This is a genomic window from Rhizobium sp. BT03 (assembly GCF_030053155.1).
Taxonomy (GTDB): Bacteria; Pseudomonadota; Alphaproteobacteria; order Rhizobiales; family Rhizobiaceae; genus Rhizobium.
On sequence record NZ_CP125641.1, the window covers coordinates 273,290 to 296,300 of the forward strand.

A 23,011-nucleotide genomic window follows, 5' to 3' on the forward strand; every position below is an offset into this window, starting at 1 on the left:
ACGCAATCACCTTAGCTCGCTGAGCCGGGCAGGGTGACCTCGCCGTTTTCCTCACCATCCCAGTACCGGATGGAGGACGCCGAAACTTTGATAAGAACGATCCCGGGAGTGTCCACACCTTCAGGAAACCACCGCTCCAGATCGGGCACCCAATGTTCTTCGAATGCTGCCTTGTCCCGCACCAGCGAGGCGAAGCCCTCGACAGCGATGAAAATCCCCGGTTTGCCGAGGAGGCTGGGAGGTGCCGTGAACGTCAGCGAGACGATGTCGATGCCGTCGATCTCCGTAATTTTCCTGCTGTCCTCGTACGAAAAGAACCAGGAATCCCCGTCATATTCGACGTCGCCATTATTGCTCATCGGTCGGGTCGAGATGCGGCCCGACCCGGCATTCGTCGACAGCATGCAGAAATCGATCTTCTTCAGTTGCGAGGACAGGTCTTCGAGGGTCATGGACGCCATTGCGATCTCCCGGGTTTGAATGCTCGGGAGTAGCGTGCAGGCGTCCAAATTGTTCCGTGGAAAGCCTGCGTGACTAAGCCTCCATACAGCAGCGTCTTGTGCGAGGCTGAAAGATAAGCGGCGCTATACCCTCAATGGCCGTCCGGCGGGACCGCTTCGGCGGGAACCGTCTCTTTCAGGTTCTTCCGGTGGAAGATGAAGAGCCCGGCAAAGACGATGATGGCGGCGCCGACGACGATCTGCATATCGGGAATATCGCTGAAGAAGATGTAGCCGAGCACGATCGCCCAGAGCAGCAGCGTATATTGCAGCGGCGCCAGCAGCGATGCGGGGGCGAGCTTCAGCGAGCGGGTGATCAGGAGGTGCGCGCAGGTGGCGACGACGCCGAGCAGCAGCATGCCGGACCAATCGACGAGCGTTGCCGACTGCCAATGGCCGATGCTGAGCACGACGCCGGTGGCAAGGGCCGCGATCGTCTGCCATGTCACCAGCGTCGTGTCGCTGGTCGAGCGCAGATAACGGCTCATCACCAGCGACAGCGCAAAGGCAAAGCTGCCGACAAGGCCGAAGAGCGATGGAAGCGACAGCATCGCCGTCGACGGGCGCAGCGCGATGACGACGCCTGTAAAGCCGATCAGGACGGCCAGCCAGCGGCGCCAGCCGATCTTTTCCCCGAGAAAGAAATGCGAGAGCGCGGCAATGTAGATCGGCCCGGCCATATAGAAGGTCATCACGTCTGCGAGCGGCAGATAGGCGACGGCCGCATAGAACAGCGCGACATCGCCGGTCGCCATGGCCACCCGCATGAACTGGAGGCCCTTCTGCTCGACGCGGAACAGGGCCATCGGCCCTTGCCTCGCGATCATCGGTCCGAGCACGATGAAAGCGCCGAGCGAGCGGATCACCAGCACCTGGCCGACGGCAAAGCTCGTCATCAGCCATTTGCCCATCGCATCGTTCAGCGCAAAGAGCAGATCGCCGAGCAGCATTAGCAGGACACCGGTCATGATCAGGTTTCCGGCATTGGCTGTCGCCGCCTTGGTCTTCATCTGTCGAATCCTCAAGAAAACAGCCGCGCATTGCGTGGCCGAGTGCGGCTTCGGCCTTAACACCACGGATGTCAATGGTCGGCACGAAGCTCTTGCACTTAAATTTGGCGGCGACGGATCTGTGGCGCCTCTGAAGGCGAGACGCCGCGGATTTCGAAACGCCCATGACTGCGGGCCGGATAATCAATCGCCGCAGAGTTCATCCGATTGCGGTGCTTGCCGATTGTAGGTCGGAGCTTGCGATCAAGGGCGAGGCAGCGACTGTATCTTGTAATTCCGGCTAGTGGGGATTAAATGTGGTTACGTTACCACAAATGGAGGCTCGCCATGACCGTCACCACGCTTTCAGGCCGAGAACTCAATCAGGATCTCGGCCGCGCCAAGCGCGCCGCCAAGGACGGGCCTGTGATCATCACCGACAGGGGGCGGCCTGCGCATGTTCTCTTGTCGTTCGACGAGTACAAGCGGCTTACCGGCAAAATGCGGACCCTTGGTGACATGCTGGCAGCGCCGGGAGCAGAAGACGTTGACTTGACGCTCCCGCCGCGCACCGAGCATGCCCGACCGGTCGATCTTTCGTGATGCTGTTGCTCGATACCAACGTTGTGTCCGAACTGCGCAAGGTCGCGAGCGGCAAGGCCGACCCCAATGTGGTAGTCTGGAACGAAACCGCCGATCCGGCTGAGACCTTCATTTCATCTGTCGTCCTGCACGAACTGGAAATTGGCGTTCGGCTGGTCGAGCATCATGATGCAGCCGCCGGGAAGGTGCTGCGTAACTGGCTGGAAAATTCCGTTCTCGCAGCATTTTCCGGCCGTATCCTGCCTCTGGACGAGGCGGCGGCCGTTCAGGCGGCCCAGTGGCATGTGCCCAATCCCAAACCGATCAACGACGCCTATATTGCGGCGACAGCTTTCACCCGCCGCATGACGTTGGTCACGCGCAATATCAAGGATTTCGAAGGCATGGGAGTGGCGCTCGTGAATCCCTGGGCACTCCCGACATAGTATTCTCAAGAACCGCAGCGATCATTCGTATGATGCAATTAATCGCAGCCTGTGGGAAGCGACCGCTGAACATCGATCAGTCCGCCGGACAGTTTTCCAACAGTGCTCATCTGTTTGCCATGCTGGCGACCAGATCGCTGAATCTCTCACCCTGAATGCCGACATGCGTCCGCAGCAGACGGCGGGCTTCATCGCCATCCCCGGCAAAGATCGCATCGACGATGGCGCAATGTTCCGAGAAGGATGTCGACAGGCGGTTTCGCACGCGCAGCTGGAGGCGGCGGTAGGGTCGCAGCCGTCGGTGCAATTGCACACATTGCTCCTCGAGGAAATCGCTTCGGCCGGCTGCGTAGATGGCCTTATGAAATTCCTCATTGTCGTAATAATAGGCATCGCTATCGCCGGCGCCGGCTGAGTGTTCGCAGCGGCCGTGGGCGGCGGCGATCGCTTCCCGGGAGGCCTTGTCCAGCCGCCGCGCGGCGAGCGAGCCGGCCAGGCCCTCCAGCTCTGCCATAACCTCGAACATCTCATAGACGCGGTGCGGTCCCGGATCGATGACAACTGCACCTCTGCGCGGCCGAATTTCGATGAGTCCGATCGCATCGAGTTGCATCAGCGCTTCGCGCACCGGTGTGCGGGAGACTCCGAACCGTGTCGCAAGCACCATTTCGTCGAGCCGCTCGCCAGGGGAGAACTCGTTGGAAAGAATTGAATTTTCAATTTCATCCCGCAGCCATCGGCCGACATTCTCGGACATCCGCTTCACTTTCTTCATACGAAAACGCATTTCTCGTATACAAGATTATTTATCTCGTGTACGAAAGGTGGCAGTCTACATACTACCGATGAAGTTCCGCGATGGGAAGCAGCCGTTAAATACCGTGCATAATGCCGCCGGCCATCCGGCAGAGAGGAGAATGGCATGTCCGAGACTTCCTTCTTCACCGACATGCTGCAGAGCATTACGGACCGCGGACGCCAGCTTCTGTTTTCCGGTTCGCGCGCCACGCAGGCCGCAGCCAAGGCCGATCTCCAGACGCTCTGTGACATGTTGCTATCGAGCCGGGGCGAAGCGTCGGGCATGGCCCTTGCGGCCGAGATACTCGATCGCTGGGAGGCGCTCGACAGCGACGGCGCGCAGGCATTCCTCCATATGCTTCACGAAAAGTTCGGCCCCGACACGGCCAAGCTCGACCAGGCGATTGAAAATTATCGCACTGACAAAAGCTCGGCCGTCATCATTGCTCTCCACCAGGCAGCCGAGCCACGGCGACAGGAGCTTCTGCGGCGGTTGAATCACGCGCCGAACGGCACTGCCAAACTCGTCCGGATGCGCCAGCAATTGCTTGCTTCCAAAGACCAATCCGCAGGCTATCACGCCCTTGACGCCGACTTCACGCATCTGTTCGGCTCCTGGTTCAATCGTGGTTTTCTGACGCTGCGCCCGATCGACTGGTCGACGCCGGCTTACATTCTTGAAAAAATCATAAAATACGAGGCCGTGCACGAGATCGCCGGCTGGGAGGAGCTGCGCCGTCGTTTGGCACCATCCGACCGCCGATGCTTTGCCTTTTTTCACCCCCGGCTGGCCGACGAGCCGCTGGTGTTCGTCGAGGTGGCGCTCACACGATCGGTGCCCGGCGCGATCGGCGATGTGCTCGACGAGGGCAGGGAGCAGATCAATGCCGACGAGGCAACGACGGCGGTCTTCTATTCGATCTCGAACTGCCAGGATGGCTTGCGCGGAATCTCGTTCGGCAACTTCCTGATCAAGCAGGTCGTGGAAGACCTGCGCAGAGACCTGCCCGGCCTGAAGAATTTCGTCACGCTGTCGCCCGTTCCAGGTTTTGCCCGCTGGCTTGCCAAGGCGCGTGATTCGGCCGCCGGCCGGTCGCTGCCGGACGCCGCCCGCAAAACACTGATGCTGCTGGACGATCCGAACTGGCCCGACAACGAGAATACGGCCACCGAAGTGGAGCGTGTGCTGCTGCCTCTTGCTGCGCGCTATTTCCTGATCGAGCGGACGCCGGAGGGGCGCCCTGTCGATCCCGTCGCCCGCTTCCATCTCGGCAATGGCGCCCGGCTCGAAAGACTGAATTTTCTGGGCGACCGCTCGCCGAAGGCCATGCAGCAGGCACACGGACTTATGGTCAATTATCTCTATAAGCTCGACGATATCGTGGCCAACCACGAGGCGCTGGCGCAGCGCGGCGAAGTGATCGCCTCGCCGGCCGTCAAAAACCTGGCCAACCAGCATGACGAAAGCCGCAGCAGCGGCAATGGCCAGCAAGGCTCCCGGCCATTCGCACAGATCATGAACTCAACGCTTGGAGGAGGGCGAAAGTGAGCAACCATCTTTTCGACGCCATGCGGGCCGCCGCGCCCGGTGACGCTCCGTTCATCCGGATCGATAGCACGCGCACATGGACCTACGATGACGCATTCGCTCTTTCCGGCCGCATCGCCAGCGCCATGGATGCGCTCGGCATTCGCCCGGGCGATCGAGTAGCGGTGCAAGTGGAGAAAAGTGCCGAGGCGTTGATCCTTTATCTCGCCTGTCTTCGCAGCGGGGCGGTCTACCTGCCGCTCAACACGGCATATACGCTGGCTGAACTCGACTATTTTATCGGCGACGCCGAGCCGCGTTTGGTGGTTGTTGCGTCGGCTGCCCGAACGGGCGTGGAGACGATCGCGAAGGCGCACGGCGCGATCGTCGAAACGCTCGACACTGACGGCACCGGCTCGTTGCTCGATCTTGCGCGCGATGAGCCGGCCGACTTCGTCGATGCCTCGCGCTCCGCCGACGATCTGGCGGCGATCCTCTACACGTCGGGAACGACGGGCCGTTCCAAGGGCGCGATGCTCACCCATGGGAACCTGCTCTCGAACGCCCTGACCTTGCGGGATTATTGGCGCGTCACGGCCGACGATCGGCTGATCCATGCCTTGCCGATCTTTCACACGCACGGGCTGTTCGTCGCCACGAATGTCACGCTGCTTGCCGGCGCCTCGATGTTCCTGCTGTCGAAGTTCGATCCGGATGCGGTGCTGTTGCTGATGCCGCAGGCGACGATGCTGATGGGGGTGCCGACCTTCTACGTGCGCCTCCTGCAAAGCCCGCGCCTCAACAGAGAGACGGTCGCCGGCATCCGCCTCTTCATCTCCGGTTCGGCTCCGCTGCTTGCAGAAACACATACCGAGTTCCAGGCACGGACCGGTCACGCGATTCTCGAGCGCTACGGCATGACGGAAACCAATATGAACACGTCGAACCCCTATGACGGCGAACGAATTGCCGGAACGGTCGGTTTTCCATTGCCTGATGTGACGGTGCGGGTCACCGATCCCGCCACGGGTCAAGGGCTGCCGCCTGAACAAACCGGCATGATCGAGATCAAGGGGCCGAACGTCTTCAAGGGCTATTGGCGCATGCCGGAAAAGACCGCGGCCGAATTCACCGCCGACGGTTTCTTCATCAGCGGCGATCTCGGCAAGATCGACCGGCAAGGCTATGTCCACATCGTCGGCCGTGGAAAGGATCTGGTGATTTCGGGGGGATACAACATCTATCCGAAAGAGGTCGAAGGTGAGATCGACCAGATCGAGGGCGTGGTCGAGAGCGCTGTGATCGGCGTGCCGCATCCCGATTTCGGAGAAGGTGTGACCGCCATTGTCGTGCGCAAGCCCGGCGCCGTCTTGGATGAAAAGACCATCGTCAGCGCCCTCCAGAACCGTCTTGCCCGCTACAAACAGCCCAAGCGCATCATCTTCGCCGACGACCTGCCGCGCAACACGATGGGCAAGGTTCAGAAAAACATTCTGCGGCAGCAATACGCCGATCTTTACACCGTGACGTAAGACGACCTCGCCCTCTGGGAGGAGGGTGCGCCGCATTCCGCATCAATCTCGAAAACAGCAACTACGGCGCCGGAAGCGTCGGAGGGAGGGGAATCATGGGCATTGAATTGCTATCCATAGGACTGCTGGTCGCTATGTTTGTCGTTGCGACGATCCAGCCGATCAACATGGGCGCGCTGGCCTTTGCCGGCGCCTTCGTGCTCGGCTCCATGGTCATCGGGATGAAGACCAGCGACATTTTCGCCGGCTTTCCGAGCGACTTGTTCCTGACGCTCGTGGCCGTCACCTACCTCTTCGCCATCGCGCAGATCAACGGCACGATCGACTGGCTGGTCGAATGTGCCGTCCGCCTGGTGCGCGGGCGGATCGCCTTGATTCCCTGGGTGATGTTCCTCGTCGCCGCTGTAATTACCGGTTTCGGTGCTCTTGGCCCGGCCGCGGTCGCCATCCTCGCGCCCGTCGCATTGAGCTTTGCCGTGCAGTACCGCATTCACCCTGTCATGATGGGCCTGATGGTGATCCACGGAGCGCAGGCGGGCGGCTTTTCACCGATCAGCATCTATGGCGGCATCACCAACCAGATCGTCGAGAAGGCCGGCCTGCCTTTCGCGCCGACGTCGTTGTTTCTCTCCAGCTTCTTCTTCAACCTGGCGATAGCAGTGCTGGTCTTTTTCGTTTTCGGTGGCGCCAGAGTGAAGACGCAGGAAGCCGCATCAATCGGCCCCTTGCCCGAACTTCATCCCGAGGGCGTATCGGCGTCGATCAGAGGTCATGGCGGCACGCCGGCAAAACCGATCAGGGAACACGCCTATGGCACGGCGGCCGATACCGCGACGAAGCTGCGCCTCGACAATCAGAGAATTACCACCCTGATCGGCTTGACGGCGCTTGGCGTCGGCGCCCTGGTTTTCAAGTTCAACGTCGGCCTCGTCGCAATGACGGTGGCCGTCGCCCTGGCGCTGCTGTCGCCAAAGACCCAGAAAGCGGCGATCGACAAGGTCAGCTGGTCGACCGTGCTGCTGATATCAGGCATCATCACCTATGTCGGCGTGATGGAAAAAGCCGGGACGGTCGACTATGTGGCGCACGGCATATCCAGTCTGGGCATGCCGCTGCTGGTGGCGCTTCTGCTTTGCTTTACCGGTGCAATCGTCTCGGCCTTTGCATCGTCGACCGCGCTGCTCGGCGCAATCATCCCTCTCGCCGTTCCATTCCTGTTGCAAGGACATATCAGCGCCGTCGGCGTGGTCGCCGCGATCGCAATCTCGACCACGATCGTCGATACCAGCCCGTTTTCCACCAATGGCGCCCTTGTCGTCGCCAATGCGCCGGATGACAGGCGAGAGCAGGTGCTGCGACAATTGCTGATCTACAGCGCCCTGATCGCTATCATCGGCCCGATCATTGCCTGGCTGGTGTTCGTCGTGCCGGGTCTGGTCTGACGGCGGGCTGCTATTCCCAACAGACGGTGCCGAGCCCGGCTCGGCACCGTTGCTGACCGCTCGGCCGCTTCTATCGCAGCTTCTCGACAGCGATGGCGAGGCACGCCTTGAACGCGGCCAAATCCGTATAGAGCGCATCGCGGGGCGCGTCCCCGACGATGAGGACGCCGCCGCGCCGCTCGATCCCGGCGTGCAGCATGAGATTGTCGGCCAGGCCGAAATCCTCGATCGCAATCCCGTTCGGGTCCCGCAGCCGACCTTCGGCGTCATAGGCGACGGCCCCGCCATAAAGATCGCTCACCCGTCCGCTGTGATCCCGGGCCACATTCGTATAGGCGAAGACAGGCTTGCCGCTTGCGCACATAAAACCGAGTTCGAAAGCCGTGCCGGTATCGGCGGCAATGCCGCGAAACGGCGTCAGATTGGCGATGATGGCGTCGGCCTCCATCATCATCTTCTCGTCCACCGCGTTTATCGCCGCCGCCCGCTCGCGCTTCGAATTCGTCTGCGGGATTTCCAGATCGCCGGGTGAGAGCGGGAGAAGCCCGGCCTCGCGGGCAAGCGCTGCTTTCCGGTCGAGTATTTCACGGGCGTTTGGAAGGAAGACTTCAGGACCGGCCAGATAAACTTTCTTTGTCATGGATGAATGCACCTCAATGGGATGGGCTCGGAATACGTTCCTTGCTGTAGAGCCAAGGAGGATCACAATCCAGTGGCCGAGAACAGCCCACGCCGTGCAGCGCGGAGAGATCATTCACCCGATCTGATTAGGACCAAAGGCCCATGCTGGAACGAGGCCGCGCAGATGACGTTCAGCCGATAGCCGCGAGTTGAGGAGATGTAGATGCGCCACGATTTTTGGGACCAGCCCGTTGAGGTCATCGGGGATGGCGACCACCCTAAGAGTATCCGCAGCAGCAGGGACGCGCTCGCATATCTCATGACCTGCTGGCCGCGTGAGAAAGCGGCGTCCTTCGCCGTCGCAAAGAAGATCTGCACGGACGCCGTCGACAGGCGAGCCGATTCCGCTGCGGCCGCATTGGCATTCAAAGCCGCGGCTGAGGAAGCCGGCGTCCTCCGCTAGGAAACGATCGTGCACACGATGGTTTTCACTGGCTACGTTGAAATATATTTCAACATATGAATTATATTGACAGATCTCTGCCGTTGGGATTACCTGCCCATACCGGACTTCGAGGAGGAACTCCGGTCTTCAATGGATCATCGGCCGCCGCTCAGGCGCCGCCGGATATTTGGGAGGGGCTTCGGCCTCGAGGAGGAAACTTGCGCAGATTTTTAAGCACGACCGCATTGGCGGTCCTCGCATCGACTCTATTTGCCGGCGCAGCCAGCGCGGGCGCGGAAAATCCGTTCCGCTGCAAGCCGGGCGAAAAATACGTCATGAACGTCATGGTCTCGGGCGTCGAATATTGGTTCCCGGTCTATGAGATGTTCAAGCAGGCCGGTCAGCAGCTCGGTTGCGAGACGGCCTATACCGGCACCCCGGAATATGACGTCAACAAGCAGATCGCCACCTTCGACCAGGCGCTGGCTCAGAACCCGGCCGGTATCCTCGTTCATCCGATGAACTCCGACCCGTTCATCGAGCCGATCAACCGGGCGATCGGCCAGGGCACCGCGGTCGTCACCTTCGCAGCTGATGCGCCGCTCTCCAAGCGCATCTCCTTCATCACCTCCGACAATACCCGCGAAGGCACTTATGCGGCCGACGCGATTGCCGAGAAGATGGGCGGCAAGGGCGAATATGCCGTTCTGGAAAATCCGGGACAGGACAACCACGACAAGCGTATCGCCGCCTTCATCGCCCGTATGGACGAAAAATATCCTGACATGAAGCTGGTCGGCCGCGCTGCGTCCAACCAGGACCCGAACAAGGCCTATCAGGGCCTGATGAGCCTGGTGCAGGCCCATCCGAACCTTGGCGCGGTCTTCATGCCGGAAGCGAACTCGGCAATCGGCGCTTCGCAGGCCAACAAGGAAAGCGGCGGCAAGATCCTGGTGATGTGCGCCGACGTCAACGCCAACATCCTCGATATGGTCAAGGCAGGCGAAGTGTTCGGCTCGATCAACCCGAACCAGGGCATGCAGGGTTACATGGGCTTCATGCTCCTGTGGCTGGCCAAGCATCCGGAACTCATCGACCCGATGAACGACGCCAAACGCGCCAGCTTCAACCCGATGAGCATTCCGTTCGTCGACAACGGCCTGTCGATCGTCACGGCGGATAATGCCGACGACTTCTACTGGGACAAATATCTGAAGCGGCGCGGCACCAAAGGCATCGAGGAGTAAGCCGATGGGTCGGCTGTCCGGACAGAAGCGCCGGACAGCCACCGCGAGCGTGAGGAGGAGACAATGATGGCGTCGGTGCCGGTTCTGGAAATCCGCAATGTCAGCAAGCACTTCGGTGCGGTGAAGGCGTTGACTGAGGTGCGCTTCAGCCTTGAGAAAGGCGAGGTTCATGCGCTTTGCGGCGAAAACGGCGCAGGCAAGTCGACGCTGATGAACATCATTGCCGGCGTGCTGCAGCCGACCGAGGGGGAGGTTCTCGTCGATGGCGCGCCGGTCAAGGTGGCGTCGCCGGCCGTGGCGCAATCGCTCGGGCTCGGCCTCGTGCATCAGGAAATCGCGCTCTGCCCGGATGCGACGGTGGCCGAAAACATGTTCATGGCCGCGACCAACCGCCGCCGCTCGCCTTTCATGAATTACGGCAGGCTGGAGCGCGACGCGCAGCTCGTGATGAACCGCCTGGCGCCGATCGACGTCCGCCGCAAAGTCGGCGACCTGTCGATTTCCAGCCAGCAGCTCGTCGAGATCGCCAAGGCGCTGACGCTCGACTGCCGGGTGCTGATCTTCGACGAGCCGACGGCAGCGCTGACGGAATCGGAGACGCAGGTGCTGTTCGGCATCATCCGCGACCTCAAGGCGCAGGGTATTTCGATCATCTATATCAGCCATCGCATGGCCGAAATCTTCAGCCTGTGCGACCGGGTCACCGTGTTTCGCGACGGCCGCTATGTCTCGACGGAGAAGGTGGCGGATTTGACGCCGGATGACGTGGTGCGTCGCATGGTGGGGCGCGAGATCACCCAGCTCTATCCGGAGAAGCAGGCGCCGGCGGAGCGGACCGGCGAGACCATTCTGAGCGTTCGCCATCTCGGCGACGGCAGCCGCTTCGCGGATGTGAGCTTCGACCTGCGCAAGGGTGAAATTCTTGGCGTCGGCGGGCTGATCGGCTCCGGCCGCACCGAGATCGCCGAGGGTATCTGCGGATTGCGGCCGGTGATCACAGGCGAGGTGCAATTGCATGGACAGCGGCTGCGGACGCGCTCCTATGCGCAGGCCGCGCAGGCGGGCGTCGTCTACCTGTCGGAAGACCGGAAAGGCTCCGGCATATTCCTCGATCTTTCCATCGCCCAGAACATTGCCGTTCTCGATTTGAAATCGCTGACCGGGCCGTTGGGGCTGCTGAATTCCAAGGCCGAGGCGGATCGCGCCCGCGACCTTGTCCGGCGGCTCGGCGTACGGATGGGCGGCATCGACATGCCGGTCTCGTCGCTGTCGGGCGGAAACCAGCAGAAGGTGGCGATCGCCAAGCAACTGGCGGTCAATCCCAAGGTCATCCTGATGGACGAGCCGACCCGCGGCATCGACGTCGGCGCCAAATCGGAAATCCACCGGCTGCTGCGCGATCTCGCGCACGCCGGCATCGGCGTCGTCGTCATCTCGTCGGAACTGCCGGAGCTTCTCGGCCTGTGCGACCGGGTGCTGGTGATCCACGAGGGCAGGGTGGCAGGCGAGGTCGAGGGCGAGGCGATGACTGAGGAAGCGATCATGCGGCTCGCATCGGGGATCGGCGGTCACGCAAGGGCATCCGAGCATGCCGCTTAAAGAAAACGCAGGGGCAGGAGACAAGGTCATGGCGGACGCTACGTTGGCAGGGGCACATCAGGCACGCACGCCCGGCTGGAAACGGCTGGGGACGATGCGCGAGGCGGGACTGATCGCAATCATTCTGGCGCTGTGCATCGTTATGAGCTTTGCCTCGCCGCATTTTCTGACGCTCGGCAATTTCCGGGCGATGCTGATGTCGTTCTCGGTCGAAGGGATCGTCGTCGTCGGCATGACCATCCTGTTGATCGTCGGCGGCATCGACCTCTCGGTCGGCTCGGTCGTCTGCTTCTCGATGGTGCTGTCGGGCTCGTTGTTCCTGCTGGGGCTCGATCCGTGGAGCGCCTCCCTGATCGGCATCCTTGGCAGCGGCCTGATCGGCTGCGTCATGGGCTTCTTCGTCACGGTCGTCGGGCTCAACCACTTCATCACCTCGCTTGCGGCGATGGTCATCGTGCGCGGCATCTGCCTGATCATCACCAAGGGCACGCCGCTGTCGCTGTTCACCTTGCCGCCCTCGTTCAAGGCGGTCGGGCAGGGCACGGTCTCCGGCATTCCCTATGTGATCCTGATCTTCGTTGCCGTCGTCGTGCTGTTCGATTTCCTGCTGCGCCGGGCAACCGCCTTCCGCAAGGTATTCTACACCGGCAGCAACGAGAAGGCGGCGCTCTATTCCGGCATCAAGACCAACCAGGTGAAATTCTGGGTGACGGTGCTCTGCGCCACCCTGTCCGGTGTTGCCGGCGTGATCTACATGTCCCGCTTCGGCGCCGCGACCCCGACCTTCGGCGTCGGCATGGAGCTCAACATCATCGCCGCCGCGGTGATTGGCGGTGCGTCGCTGAACGGCGGCTCAGGCACGATCCTCGGGGCAATTCTCGGCATTGCCCTGCTGTCGGTCGTCACAAGCTCGTTGATCTTGCTCGACGTGTCCGTCTATTGGCAAGACATGATCAAAGGCTGCATCCTGCTTGCCGCCGTCTCGATCGATCATTTCCTGCACAAGCGGAAGGCTGCCTGATATGCCGATAGCCAAACTCAAACCCGCAAACGCGCCGCGCGAGGAAATCGTCATCGCCCGGCAGATGCACCAGGCTCTGGTTCTGCATTTCCTCGAAGGACTGACACAGGCGCAGATTGCCGATCAGCTCGGCATTTCGCACGCCACCGTCAACCGCCTGATCAAACGCGGCCGCCAGCTCGGCCTGGTCGAGATCAAGATCAAATCGCCGGTCGAGCCGCTGGTCGATATGGAAGAACAGCTGCGGGCGCTTGGCGGCATCGGCCGGGCCGTGGTGGTGCCGACGGTGTCCGACAATCCGCAGACGGCGCTGCAAGCCGTCGGCGAAGCCGCCGCGCGCCTGCTGCTGGAAGAGATCGTCGACGGCGATACGATCTGCATCACCGGCGGCAAAGGCGTGAGCGCCGTCGTCGCCGGCCTGCAGCCGCCGCGCCGTTTTGATGTCGAAGTCATTCCGGCAACCGGCTGCGTGCAGGGCAAGCACTATACCGACGTCAACCATGTCTCGACCTTGATGGCCGACCGGCTTGGCGGGCGTTCCTATCAGATCCACGCCCCGCTCTTTGCCGACGATGCCGAGCAGCGGGCGATGCTGATCAACATGCGGTCCGTCGCGGACGTTTTCAAACGGGCGCGCGAGGCGAAGGTGGCCGTGGTCGGCATCGGTTCGATCCTGTCGGACGATTCCAGCTATTACGACCTGCATCCCTCCTCAAGCACCGACCGCGCCGCGATCGAGCGGTCCGGCGCCTCCTGCGAATTGCTGGCGCATCTGCTCGATGATCATGGCCAAGTCTGCGATTACAGCCTCAACCGTTCGCTGGTGTCGCTGACGCTGCCGGAATTCGCGTCGATCCCCATCAAGATCGGTGTCGCGAGCGGGCCGAACAAGGCGGGCCCGATCCTCAGCGTTCTCCGCGGCAATCACCTGGATACGCTGGTGACCGACGAGGCGACGGGTGCGCGGGTGCTGGCACTGGCGAATGGCGAAGGGAAATGGGCATGAGCGCGGAGCAATTGACACGCGAGATCGGCAAATCCGGCGTTTCCGCCTCGGCGGTCGGACTGGGCACCTGGGCGATCGGCGGCTGGATGTGGGGCGGGACGGACGAAAGCGAATCCATCGCCGCGATCCGGGCATCGCTCGATGCCGGCGTGACGCTGATCGACACGGCGCCGGCCTATGGGCTTGGACGTTCGGAGGAAATCGTCGGCAAGGCCTTGACCGGCCGCCGCGACAAGGCTGTCATCGCTACCAAATGCGGCCTTGTCTGGCATACGCAGAAGGGCCGTCATTTCTTCGATCAGGACGGCAGGCCGGTTCACCGCTATCTCGGCCGCGATGCGATCCTGCATGAGGTCGAGGAAAGCCTGACGCGGCTCGGAACCGACTATATCGACCTCTACATCACCCATTGGCAGGACCCGACGACTTCGGTCGAGGAAACCATGCGGGCGCTGGAAGATCTGCGCACAGCGGGCAAGATCCGGGCGATCGGCGCAAGCAATGTCAGTCGCGACGACCTTAATGCCTATATCGCGGCCGGTGGCCTCGATGCGATCCAGGAGCGGTTCAGCATGATCGACCGCGAGATCGAGACGGAGCTTCTGCCGCTGACCAGGGCGAACGGCATAGCGACGCTCAGCTACTCGTCGTTGGCGCTGGGGTTGCTGTCCGGCACCATCGGTCCGGACCGGGTGTTCTCAGGCGACGACCAGCGCAAGGACAATCCGCGCTTTTCGGTCGGCAACCGCCGCAAGGCAATGGCGCTTGCCGACGCCATCCGTCCGGTCGCCGAAAAACACGGCGCCAGCATCGCCCAGACCGTGATTGCCTGGACGCTGGCCCAGCCAGGCGTGACCTTTGCGCTCTGCGGCGCGCGCAATCCGGCACAGGCGATCGATAATGCGCGGGCCGGGACCATCCGGCTGGATGCGGCCGATCGTGCGGCTATCGATACGGCCATAGCGGCGACACTGACTGATATGAGATAGCGGATCGCCATCATGAAACGGGAAGAAATATTGGACGGGCTTCGCCGCAGCCCGAAGGTGGACGTGTGCATCATCGGCGGCGGCATCAACGGCATCAGCGTCTTTCGGGAGCTGGCGCTGCAGGGGCTGAATGTGCTGCTCGTCGAAAAGCACGATTATTGCTCCGGCGCGAGTTCGGCGCTGTCGCGCATGGTGCATGGCGGGCTTCGCTATCTTGAAAACGGCGAATTCAAGCTGGTGCAGGAATCGCTGGTCGAGCGCGACCGGCTGCTGCGCAACGCGCCGCATTATGTCGCGCCGCTGCCGACGACGGTACCGGTATTCGATATCTTTTCCGGCCTCGGTAATGGCATCGTCCGCTTCCTGGGTCACAGCCGCCGCCCGAGCCGCCGCGGCGCCGTCGCCGTCAAAGCGGGACTCAGCATCTATGATTTCCTGACCCGCAAGCGCGCGCTGATGCCGCGCCACCAGTTTCGCGGCCGGCGCACGACGCTTGCCAAGTGGCCGGCGCTCAATCCCGACATCAAGAGTTCGGCCACCTATTTCGACGCCTGGGTCAGCCATCCCGAGCGTCTGGGCATCGAGCTTCTGCGGGATGGTCTTTCAGCCGAGCCCGGCGCGATGGCGCTGAACTATGCCGAACTGCGGCGGATGGAAAATGGCCGGTATCGCGTCGAGGATCGGATAGGCGGCGCAGCCGTTGCCGTCGAACCGGCACTGATCATCAACGCCACCGGCGGCTGGATCGACGTTGCCAATCGAACCCTGTTTTCTCAGGAGGCCCGGCCGGCGCCGCTGATCGGCGGTACCAAGGGCTCGCATCTGATCATCGACAATGCGGAACTGCGCGACGCGCTTGCCGATCACATGATCTATTACGAGAACGAGGACGGGCGGATCTGTATCCTGTTTCCCTATCTCGGCAAGGTTCTCGTCGGTTCCACCGATATCCGCGTCGATGATCCGGAAACTGTGCGCTGCGAGGCGGAGGAACGGGATTATATCCTGCAATCGCTCGCCTTCGTGCTGCCTGATATCACCATCCGGCCGGAGCAGATCGTTTTCCGCTTTTCCGGCGTGCGGCCGCTGCCGGCCAGCACCGACAGTTTTACCGGACGCATCCCGCGCGATCATTTCTGCACCGTGCTGGAGCCGTCCGAGGGCGTGCCGCCTGTGCTCTGCATGATCGGCGGCAAGTGGACGACATTCCGCTCCTTCGGCGAACTGGCGGCAGACCAGGTTCTGGAAAGGCTCGGCAGAAGGCGCCGGGTTGCGACAACCGATCGGCCGATCGGCGGCGGGCGGGCATTTCCGGCCAACGTATCCGTCTGGCTGGCGCAGGCGGCGACCGGCAAAGGCGTTTCTGACGGGCGCATGGCCGAGCTGTTTGCCCGGTATGGCACGGATGCCGAGGCGATTGCCGGTTTCATTGCCGCAGGCCGCGATACAGCCCTGCCGCATGCCGGCTACTCCACGCGCGAATTGCAGTTGCTGATCCGCGAAGAAGCGGTGGAACATCTCGACGACCTGCTTTTGCGGCGCACCACGCTTGCCGTTTCGGGCGAGCTTTCGCTCGACATGACGGATGCCGTCCTCGACCTGCTGGCGCAGGAAAAGGGCTGGACGCTCGCGCATCGCGCCCGTGAACGCGACCGTTTTCTCACCCTTCTCACCGAACGCCATGGCGTCGACGAAGACATGCTTTCCGCAAGGAACGAACCAAGGAGTACAGAATGCGACACAACAGCAAAGTCCGGATGAACCGGCTGTTCGGTGGCGGCCGCTGCCTCGACGTGGCGATCGATCACGGCGTCTGCAACGAACCGTCCTTCCTCAGCGGGCTGGAGGATATTCAGGCCGTCGTCAAAGCGCTGGTCTCTGCCGGGCCGGATGCGATCCAGATGAATTACGGCCAGGCGGACCTGCTGCAGGACGTGCCCGGCAAGGACAAACCTGCGTTGGTCATGCGCATCGACATGGGCAATCCCTATAACCGGGTCCGCCACCGCGACATGTGGGCGGTGCTGCAGAACGAGGCCGAGCCGTTGATCGGCGCGATCGAGATGGATGCGGCCTGCGTCGTCGTCAACCTGTTCATGCTGCCGGACGAGCCGGACCTGTTCCGCCAGTGCGTTGAGAATATTTCCCGCGTGCGGGCCGATTGCGACAAGTACGGCATGCCGCTGATGATCGAGCCGCTGGTGATGCAGCCGGTCACCGAAAAGGGTGGTTACATGGTCGATGGCGATGCCGACAAGATCGTCACCTTGACGCGGCTCGCCCGCGAAATGGGCGCCGATATCGTCAAGGCGGATCCGACCACCAATGCCGAAGATTTCCACAGGGTGGTCGAAGCAGCCCGGTGCCCGGTTCTCGTCCGCGGCGGCGGCAAGGAGGATCTTCGCGCCGTCTTCGACAAATCGGCGGCCTTGATGCGGCAGGGCGCGGTGGGCATGGTCTATGGGCGCAACATCTATCAGCACACCAATCCGAGTGCGGTGGTGCGCGGGCTGATGGCGATCGTGCACGAGGATGCGAGCGGCGAACAGGCCTTTGCGCTCTATCAGCAGGGCTGAGTTGCGATTTCGAACCTTCGGAGGGGTTCTGCATGGGAGACTATCTTTTGGGGCTCGACGCCGGAAATACCGTCATCAAGGCGGTGATTTTCGACCGGCACGGCAACGAGATCGCGGCTGCCTCCGAAGAGGGGCACAGCCGTATGCCGAGCCCTGGACATGTCGAGCGGGGGCTCGACGAACTCTGGACGCACGCACGGCAGGTCATCCGCGCCTGCATCGAAAAAGCAAGGATCCGACCGGAGGACATTGCCGCGATCGGCTGCGCCGGGCATGGCAACGGTCTCTATGCGCTTGATCGCGACGGCGCTCCGCTGCTCGCCATTCAGTCGCTCGACACGCGGGCGGCTGGGCTGGTCGATGAATGGCGGGAGGCCGGCGTTGGTGACCGGACCTATCCGATTGCCCGCCAGCGTCCGTGGCCATCACAGACGCCGACATTGCTTGCCTGGCTTAAGCGTCACCAGCTGGACCTGTTTACCCGCATCGGTACGGTGTTCTTCTCCAAGGATTTTATCGTCAACCGCCTGACCGGCCGCCGCGTGAGCGAGGTATCCGACATGTCGGGGGCCGGTTTGCTCGATCTTGCCACACGCCGCTACGACAAGGCGCTGATGGAGGCCTATGGACTGGACGATTGCATAGACCTCCTGCCGCCGCTGATCGAAAGCGCCGACATTGCCGGGGTGGTAACGGAGGAGGTGGCGACGCAAACCGGGCTCGCCGCCGGAACGCTGGTGGTCGGCGGGCTGTTCGACGTCGTCGCCTCGGCGCTCGGCTCGGGCGTTTCGCGCACCGGCAGCGCCTCGATCATTGCCGGCACCTGGAGCATCAATCAGGTCGTCATCGACGGTCCCGACCTCGATGGCCCGGTCTTCATGTCCTCGACTTTCGACCGCACCCGCTACATGGCGATGGAAAACAGCGCCACCTCGGCTGCCAATCTCGAATGGCTGGTGCGGGAGTTCTTCGAAGGCGAACATGCGCAAGGCGTTTCGCCCTTCGATGCCTGCTGCGCGCTGGCTGCGGCGATCACGCCCGCGGCGGACGATCCGCTCTATCATCCCTATCTCTATGGCGCCCAGCAGGACGGTCATGCGCGCGCCGGCTTCTACGGACTTGCCGGTTGGCACAGCAAGGGGCATCTGGTTCGCGCGCTCCTCGAAGGCGTCGCCTTCGGCCATCGCCAACACATTGAGACGATCCGCAAGGCCGGTGCTGAGTTCAACGAAGCCGTGCTGTCCGGTGGCGGCTCACGCAGCCTGATCTGGCCGCAGATCTTTGCCGATGTGCTCGGCGTTCCCGTGACCGTTGCCCGCTCGCGCGAAACCGGTGCGCTGGGGGCGGCGATCGCGGCGGGAACCGGCGTCGGCATCTTCGCCGACTTCGGCACTGGAGCTGCGGCCATGGTGCAGACCGAGCGGCATTACCGGCCGGATGTCTCGCTTGAAGGGCATTATGCGCGGCGTTACGCTCTCTATCTCGAAATCGCCGAGGCGATGGCGCCGCTCTGGCGGCGTTTGACGGCGGCCTCGCCGGCGGCGGGAGTGGCGGCGTGAACATGCGTGTGAACGATGCGGCCATCGAGGCCGGAAGCTACGATTACATCATCGTCGGCGCGGGATCGGCGGGATGCGTTCTCGCCAACCGGCTGTCGAGCGATCCGAAAAACCGCGTTCTGCTGCTCGAAGCCGGCGGCAGCGACCGGTATCACTGGGTGCATGTGCCGATCGGCTATCTCTACTGCATGGGCAATCCCCGCACCGACTGGATGATGAAGACGGCTGAAGAAGCCGGGTTGAACGGCCGCTCGCTGCCCTATCCGCGCGGCAAAGTGCTGGGCGGCTGCTCGTCGATCAACGGCATGATCTATATGCGCGGCCAGGCGGCCGATTATGACGGCTGGCGGCAGGCTGGCAATTCCGGCTGGGGCTGGGACGATGTGCTGCCCTATTTCCTGAAATCCGAGGACAATTACCGCGGCAGGTCGCGGATGCACGGGGCAGGCGGCGAATGGCGGGTGGAAAAGCAACGGCTTTCCTGGCCGATCCTCGATGCCTTTCGCGATGCCGCCGAGGAACTCGGCATTCCGAAAACCGACGATTTCAACGACGGCGACAATGAGGGTTCAGGCTATTTCGAGGTCAATCAGCGCGGCGGCCTGCGCTGGAACACGACCAAGGCCTTTCTGCGCCCGGCGATGAAGCGGGCCAATCTGCGCGTGCTGACCGGCGCCGAAACCGAGCGGCTGGAATTCGACGGCAGGATGGTGGCTGGCGTGCGGTTCCGGCTGAACGGCCAAACTCATCTGGCGCGCGCCGGCCGCGAGGTCATTCTGTCTGCCGGTGCGATCAATTCGCCGAAGATCCTGGAACTGTCGGGCGTTGGCCGCCCGGACGTGTTGTCCGCCGCCGGGCTGGATGTCACCCATGAACTTGCCGGCGTCGGCGAAAACCTGCAGGACCATCTGCAGATCCGCACGGTTTTCCGTATCCAGGGCGCAAAGACGCTGAACCAGCTCTATCACAACCTGTTCACCCGGGCGGGCATGGGGCTTGAATATATGCTGCGCCGCTCCGGGCCGCTATCCATGGCGCCGAGCCAGCTCGGCATCTTTGCCAAGAGCGATCCGGCTGTTGCGACCGCCGATCTCGAATATCACGTGCAGCCCTTGAGCACCGACCGGCTGGGCGAGCCGCTGCACAAATATCCCGCGGTTACCGTCTCCGTCTGCAATCTGCGGCCGGAAAGCCGCGGCACCGTGCATGTCGGCGGCCCGGACTTCTCCGTGGCGCCGGATATCCGCCCGAATTATCTTTCGACCGCCGGCGACCGGATCGTGGCGACGAAATCGATCCGGCATGCCCGCCGGCTGATGGAGGCCGGCGCCATCGCCAAGTACCGGCCGCAGGAGATGCTGCCGGGCAGGCAATACCAAACTGACGAGGACCTGATTCGCCGTGCCGGCGATATCGCCACAACGATCTTCCATCCGGTCGGCACCTGTAAGATGGGCGGCGATACGATGGCGGTTGTCGATCAAGAATTGCGGGTGCATGGGCTGGCAAAGCTGCGGGTCGTCGATGCATCGATCATGCCGACGATCGTCTCGGGCAACACCAATTCGCCGGTGATCATGATTGCCGAGAAGGCGGCCGAGAGCATTTTGTCGGAGGCGTAGAGCGCTCTTGCCGTCCCGGTATCCGAAAACGACACACAGACCTCGATTATCGTCGTCTACGCCTATGGCGTGACGGCGAGCCCAACCCGCTCAACGCGGGTTGGGCAATCTTCGACTTTCGATCAGAGGGTTGAGACGTTCTCAGCCTTCGATTTTCCGGTCTTGCGATCCTGTCCGACGTCGAAGCTGACCTTGTCGCCTTCGCGGAGCGACCCGCCGCGCTGCAGCGCAGACACGTGCACGAACACGTCCTGTCCGCCATCCTCGGGGGTGATAAAGCCGAAGCCCTTGTCGTCATTGAAGAATTTAACCGTACCTGTCGGCATGAGATAACTATTCCTTGTGTCATTCGTCGATTTGCGAAAGCGAAACTATACCGCCGCCGCTCCTCTATCAACCTTCATGCCGGTGACGCAACTTTAAAGACAAAGAGGCAACAGTTTCGTCGAGGGTCAATCCGGCTCCCGACAACCGATCGCCTGACCATCCCAGTTTTTTGATCGTCTCGATGCGGCATCCAGCGGCATCGCTGAAATGCATGTCTCGCGGCGCCCGCGTTGTCGACGGAATCAACGTAGGATTGCTCGCGCGTGTAGAAAGGGATTGCCGATCGCCCGCGTCAGGTTGTAGATCGGTATCGCACAATGGGATTGTGCAAGCCGGTATGCATGACGCCAACTCCGCTCGTCCTCATCGGCTGCCGTCTGAAGCTTTACCGGCGCGCTGCGCTGTCACTCGAGGGTCCGCGCCATTGTCTTCGCTTGTTCTCCCCAGCCGCCCGCTTTCGTTGGCGCGCGACGTCATCTCCACGCCGAACGCTTACTTCTGGTCAACGCCGGTTATCCTGGCATTGGCCATCTTTCTATTCATCTGGGAAGCGCCGGGTGTGATCCGCGATTTCCAGATCAGCCAGAACCCCTTGGTGCTCGAAAACGGCGACGTGCAAAACGGGAAATGCACGACGCGCAAGGCAGTCTTTACCGACTGCGAGGCACGCCTTGTCTACAGCTACGGCGGACGAAACTACGACACCGAGGTCGAGATCATGTTCGTCGATTTCCATACCGGCGACTATGAAACCGATCTTGTGATTTCCGCCGATCATCCGGAACTCGCGACGATGAGCCTGGGTCTGGATATGCTCTGGAACAGGATTATCACGCTCACCGTGTTTGTGGTTCTGCTTGGCGGCATGAGCCTGGGTATGATTTTTCTCGGTATCCGCATCTGGCGAGTCAAGGGGCAATTGCGCCGGCCTGCCAGGCTGATCCCTATCCCGGTCGAGATCAGCGCATTCGACCGCAAGCGCGGCGTCCTTTCCATCACCTACAATGACAAGATTGCCGCCGACAAAACCGGGCGATCGGCTTACACGCGCATGAAGAGCGGACAGGAACCGCTGATCGTCGGGGAAGCCAATGGCAAGGCGATCGGAATGGCCGTCAGGCACGGCAATACGGCCCTGCCGGTGCTTCTGGATGATCGTCTGCAGCGGGTCGAGCTTACGGATGCCGAGCGCACAGCGGCTCTCGCACCGCTGGCGCACCAGCAGGACGGCGATCAGCATGCGCCGGTGTTGATCGAAGAACCCATAAGGACGGTATCGATCTGGAAGCGGCTACGGCTTTTCTTCGGCACCCTGCTTCTGATCGTCGTCGGTGTGGTCGGTTTCTGGCTTTGGTACGTCACGAGTTCCCCGACACAATTCCAATCGCCTGGCATGGACATCAACAATCTCATGCCGGCGCCGTTGAACCAGTGGGGATGCGAGCAGCTGAAGAAGCGGTTTGGCCAGGATCGTGCGCCGTTCGGTTGCACCGCCGCCGATTATACGAGCTGGAAATAGCTAGCCTCGGCAATGGCGAAGCCGCATGAGATGCGGCGCGTCAACCCGGCCGTCGAGCATAAAAGGTGTTCCAGGCTTCGTCGTTGCGGCTCACGCGGTAGGCGTCCCATTCGAGATCAAGGCCGGCCGCTTTGATGCACAGCGCGAAGTCGTCCCGGCGCCAATAGGTCATATGGTAGGCGCCGCTCGTTTCCCCGTCTCCATCCCGCATCGTCACCAGGAAGACGCCGCCGGGGCGCAGCGCGGCGGCGATTTTTTCGAGGATCTGGCCGGTCTGGTCGCGAGGCACGTGGATGAGGACACAGAGAGCGATCACCGCATCGTAAGGGCCGCCGAGGTCGTCGGTGATGACGTTGAGGAACTCGCCTTTCTTGCCGCGCGCTGCCTGCAGCTCGAGAAACCGCCGCGTGGCATCGGTTCGCCTTACCGAAACGCCCTGTGTCTCCAGGAAATCCGCATCCCACCCGGGCCCCGATCCGATCTCAAGGACGCGGCCGCCTTTGCCGGCGGCGATGGCGACCTGACGCAAGGCCGCCTCCAGACCGGGCGCGGGAAAGGGATCAACGATGCGGCTATATTCATCGGCACAATCCTCATAGGAATCGATCGTGCGTTGGGTATCGGCCAAGGCGGCGGAAGAGACGGGCATTTTGACCTCCGATT

The 23,011-nt window shown here is 62.0% G+C and carries 22 protein-coding genes; 16 read left to right on the top strand and 6 right to left on the bottom strand.

Annotated features, from left to right (window positions below):
- Window positions 1-11: 11 nt before the first annotated feature.
- Together QMO80_RS23080 and QMO80_RS23085 are read right to left on the bottom strand one after the other, a co-directional pair.
- Window positions 12-461 (bottom strand): pyridoxamine 5'-phosphate oxidase family protein, encoded by a 450-nt coding sequence (locus tag QMO80_RS23080; RefSeq protein ID WP_283200733.1) that lies wholly within the window; start codon window positions 459-461, stop codon window positions 12-14.
- Between the two features lie 131 nt (window positions 462-592).
- A complete protein-coding gene (locus tag QMO80_RS23085; protein WP_283200734.1) occupies window positions 593-1,510 on the bottom strand; it encodes a DMT family transporter in 918 nt (305 codons plus the stop codon).
- A 327-nt stretch (window positions 1,511-1,837) separates the two neighbouring features.
- Between QMO80_RS23085 and QMO80_RS23090 the strand changes: the two genes are divergently transcribed.
- Window positions 1,838-2,092: a type II toxin-antitoxin system Phd/YefM family antitoxin gene (locus QMO80_RS23090; RefSeq protein WP_283200735.1), complete on the top strand. Its 255-nt coding sequence runs from the start codon at window positions 1,838-1,840 to the stop codon at window positions 2,090-2,092.
- Window positions 2,092-2,517, top strand: a complete 426-nt coding sequence (locus QMO80_RS23095; RefSeq protein WP_283200736.1) for a type II toxin-antitoxin system VapC family toxin — start codon at window positions 2,092-2,094, stop codon at window positions 2,515-2,517. The genes QMO80_RS23090 and QMO80_RS23095 overlap by 1 nt, the downstream gene beginning before the upstream one ends.
- Before the next feature lie 106 nt (window positions 2,518-2,623).
- On the opposite strand, the gene QMO80_RS23100 is transcribed toward QMO80_RS23095, so the two are convergent.
- Complete coding sequence (locus QMO80_RS23100; protein WP_283200784.1) at window positions 2,624-3,274, bottom strand: GntR family transcriptional regulator; 651 nt, start codon at window positions 3,272-3,274, stop codon at window positions 2,624-2,626.
- A gap of 165 nt (window positions 3,275-3,439) precedes the next feature.
- On the opposite strand from QMO80_RS23100, the gene QMO80_RS23105 reads away from it, so the two are divergent.
- The 3 genes from QMO80_RS23105 to QMO80_RS23115 all read left to right on the top strand — a co-directional run bounded on the left by QMO80_RS23105 (window position 3,440) and on the right by QMO80_RS23115 (window position 7,817).
- Window positions 3,440-4,864, top strand: coding sequence for a malonyl-CoA decarboxylase (locus tag QMO80_RS23105; protein WP_283200737.1), 1,425 nt, complete (start codon window positions 3,440-3,442; stop codon window positions 4,862-4,864).
- Window positions 4,861-6,375, top strand: coding sequence for a malonyl-CoA synthase (locus QMO80_RS23110; protein ID WP_283200738.1), 1,515 nt, complete (start codon window positions 4,861-4,863; stop codon window positions 6,373-6,375). The genes QMO80_RS23105 and QMO80_RS23110 overlap by 4 nt, the downstream gene beginning before the upstream one ends.
- Before the next feature lie 95 nt (window positions 6,376-6,470).
- Complete coding sequence (locus QMO80_RS23115; RefSeq protein ID WP_283200739.1) at window positions 6,471-7,817, top strand: SLC13 family permease; 1,347 nt, start codon at window positions 6,471-6,473, stop codon at window positions 7,815-7,817.
- Between the two features lie 70 nt (window positions 7,818-7,887).
- On the opposite strand, the gene QMO80_RS23120 is transcribed toward QMO80_RS23115, so the two are convergent.
- Entirely contained in the window at window positions 7,888-8,457 is a 570-nt protein-coding gene (locus QMO80_RS23120) for a nucleoside 2-deoxyribosyltransferase (protein ID WP_283200785.1), read from the bottom strand.
- Window positions 8,458-8,661: 204 nt separating this feature from the next.
- On the opposite strand from QMO80_RS23120, the gene QMO80_RS23125 reads away from it, so the two are divergent.
- From QMO80_RS23125 to QMO80_RS23170, 10 genes are all read left to right on the top strand, one after another.
- Window positions 8,662-8,901, top strand: coding sequence for a DUF982 domain-containing protein (locus QMO80_RS23125; RefSeq protein WP_283200740.1), 240 nt, complete (start codon window positions 8,662-8,664; stop codon window positions 8,899-8,901).
- 200 nt (window positions 8,902-9,101) lie between these two features.
- The gene (locus QMO80_RS23130; RefSeq protein ID WP_283200741.1) at window positions 9,102-10,130 is read left to right on the top strand and encodes a substrate-binding domain-containing protein; all 1,029 of its coding nucleotides are present in this window, start codon (window positions 9,102-9,104) and stop codon (window positions 10,128-10,130) included.
- 66 nt (window positions 10,131-10,196) lie between these two features.
- The gene (locus QMO80_RS23135) at window positions 10,197-11,729 is read left to right on the top strand and encodes a sugar ABC transporter ATP-binding protein (RefSeq protein ID WP_283200786.1); all 1,533 of its coding nucleotides are present in this window, start codon (window positions 10,197-10,199) and stop codon (window positions 11,727-11,729) included.
- 28 nt (window positions 11,730-11,757) lie between these two features.
- The gene (locus QMO80_RS23140) at window positions 11,758-12,750 is read left to right on the top strand and encodes an ABC transporter permease (RefSeq protein ID WP_283200742.1); all 993 of its coding nucleotides are present in this window, start codon (window positions 11,758-11,760) and stop codon (window positions 12,748-12,750) included.
- A 1-nt stretch (window position 12,751) separates the two neighbouring features.
- Window positions 12,752-13,756, top strand: coding sequence for a sugar-binding transcriptional regulator (locus QMO80_RS23145; protein ID WP_049731067.1), 1,005 nt, complete (start codon window positions 12,752-12,754; stop codon window positions 13,754-13,756).
- Entirely contained in the window at window positions 13,753-14,745 is a 993-nt protein-coding gene (locus tag QMO80_RS23150) for an aldo/keto reductase (RefSeq protein ID WP_283200743.1), read from the top strand. Before QMO80_RS23145 ends, QMO80_RS23150 begins: the two co-directional genes overlap by 4 nt.
- Window positions 14,746-14,757: 12 nt before the next feature.
- Window positions 14,758-16,506, top strand: a complete 1,749-nt coding sequence (locus QMO80_RS23155) for a glycerol-3-phosphate dehydrogenase/oxidase (protein WP_283200744.1) — start codon at window positions 14,758-14,760, stop codon at window positions 16,504-16,506.
- A complete protein-coding gene (locus tag QMO80_RS23160) occupies window positions 16,479-17,321 on the top strand; it encodes a class I fructose-bisphosphate aldolase (protein WP_283200745.1) in 843 nt (280 codons plus the stop codon). The genes QMO80_RS23155 and QMO80_RS23160 overlap by 28 nt, the downstream gene beginning before the upstream one ends.
- A gap of 32 nt (window positions 17,322-17,353) precedes the next feature.
- Entirely contained in the window at window positions 17,354-18,880 is a 1,527-nt protein-coding gene (locus QMO80_RS23165) for an FGGY-family carbohydrate kinase (protein ID WP_283200746.1), read from the top strand.
- Window positions 18,877-20,502 (top strand): GMC family oxidoreductase, encoded by a 1,626-nt coding sequence (locus QMO80_RS23170; protein ID WP_283200747.1) that lies wholly within the window; start codon window positions 18,877-18,879, stop codon window positions 20,500-20,502. The genes QMO80_RS23165 and QMO80_RS23170 overlap by 4 nt, the downstream gene beginning before the upstream one ends.
- A 122-nt stretch (window positions 20,503-20,624) precedes the next feature.
- On the opposite strand, the gene QMO80_RS23175 is transcribed toward QMO80_RS23170, so the two are convergent.
- Window positions 20,625-20,828 carry a cold-shock protein gene (locus QMO80_RS23175; RefSeq protein WP_003572688.1) on the bottom strand — a complete coding sequence of 68 codons (204 nt, stop codon included), beginning with the start codon at window positions 20,826-20,828 and terminating at the stop codon, window positions 20,625-20,627.
- 425 nt (window positions 20,829-21,253) lie between these two features.
- On the opposite strand from QMO80_RS23175, the gene QMO80_RS23180 reads away from it, so the two are divergent.
- Window positions 21,254-22,348, top strand: coding sequence for a hypothetical protein (locus tag QMO80_RS23180; RefSeq protein WP_283200787.1), 1,095 nt, complete (start codon window positions 21,254-21,256; stop codon window positions 22,346-22,348).
- 40 nt (window positions 22,349-22,388) lie between these two features.
- Here QMO80_RS23180 and QMO80_RS23185 read toward each other — a convergent pair whose 3' ends face one another.
- Window positions 22,389-22,997 (bottom strand): class I SAM-dependent methyltransferase, encoded by a 609-nt coding sequence (locus QMO80_RS23185; protein WP_283200748.1) that lies wholly within the window; start codon window positions 22,995-22,997, stop codon window positions 22,389-22,391.
- Between the last annotated feature and the right edge of the window lie 14 nt (window positions 22,998-23,011).

Bases quoted from the DNA above. Each gene is read 5' to 3' on its own strand.
- QMO80_RS23080 (WP_283200733.1), bottom strand. From the start codon at position 461: ATGGCGTCCATGACCCTCGAAGACCTGTCCTCGCAACTGAAGAAGATC.
- QMO80_RS23085 (WP_283200734.1), bottom strand. From the start codon at position 1,510: ATGAAGACCAAGGCGGCGACAGCCAATGCCGGAAACCTGATCATGACC.
- QMO80_RS23090 (WP_283200735.1), top strand. From the start codon at position 1,838: ATGACCGTCACCACGCTTTCAGGCCGAGAACTCAATCAGGATCTCGGC.
- QMO80_RS23095 (WP_283200736.1), top strand. From the start codon at position 2,092: ATGCTGTTGCTCGATACCAACGTTGTGTCCGAACTGCGCAAGGTCGCG.
- QMO80_RS23100 (WP_283200784.1), bottom strand. From the start codon at position 3,274: ATGTCCGAGAATGTCGGCCGATGGCTGCGGGATGAAATTGAAAATTCA.
- QMO80_RS23105 (WP_283200737.1), top strand. From the start codon at position 3,440: ATGTCCGAGACTTCCTTCTTCACCGACATGCTGCAGAGCATTACGGAC.
- QMO80_RS23115 (WP_283200739.1), top strand. From the start codon at position 6,471: ATGGGCATTGAATTGCTATCCATAGGACTGCTGGTCGCTATGTTTGTC.
- QMO80_RS23120 (WP_283200785.1), bottom strand. From the start codon at position 8,457: ATGACAAAGAAAGTTTATCTGGCCGGTCCTGAAGTCTTCCTTCCAAAC.
- QMO80_RS23125 (WP_283200740.1), top strand. From the start codon at position 8,662: ATGCGCCACGATTTTTGGGACCAGCCCGTTGAGGTCATCGGGGATGGC.
- QMO80_RS23135 (WP_283200786.1), top strand. From the start codon at position 10,197: ATGGCGTCGGTGCCGGTTCTGGAAATCCGCAATGTCAGCAAGCACTTC.
- QMO80_RS23140 (WP_283200742.1), top strand. From the start codon at position 11,758: ATGGCGGACGCTACGTTGGCAGGGGCACATCAGGCACGCACGCCCGGC.
- QMO80_RS23145 (WP_049731067.1), top strand. From the start codon at position 12,752: ATGCCGATAGCCAAACTCAAACCCGCAAACGCGCCGCGCGAGGAAATC.
- QMO80_RS23150 (WP_283200743.1), top strand. From the start codon at position 13,753: ATGAGCGCGGAGCAATTGACACGCGAGATCGGCAAATCCGGCGTTTCC.
- QMO80_RS23155 (WP_283200744.1), top strand. From the start codon at position 14,758: ATGAAACGGGAAGAAATATTGGACGGGCTTCGCCGCAGCCCGAAGGTG.
- QMO80_RS23160 (WP_283200745.1), top strand. From the start codon at position 16,479: ATGCGACACAACAGCAAAGTCCGGATGAACCGGCTGTTCGGTGGCGGC.
- QMO80_RS23165 (WP_283200746.1), top strand. From the start codon at position 17,354: ATGGGAGACTATCTTTTGGGGCTCGACGCCGGAAATACCGTCATCAAG.
- QMO80_RS23175 (WP_003572688.1), bottom strand. From the start codon at position 20,828: ATGCCGACAGGTACGGTTAAATTCTTCAATGACGACAAGGGCTTCGGC.
- QMO80_RS23185 (WP_283200748.1), bottom strand. From the start codon at position 22,997: ATGCCCGTCTCTTCCGCCGCCTTGGCCGATACCCAACGCACGATCGAT.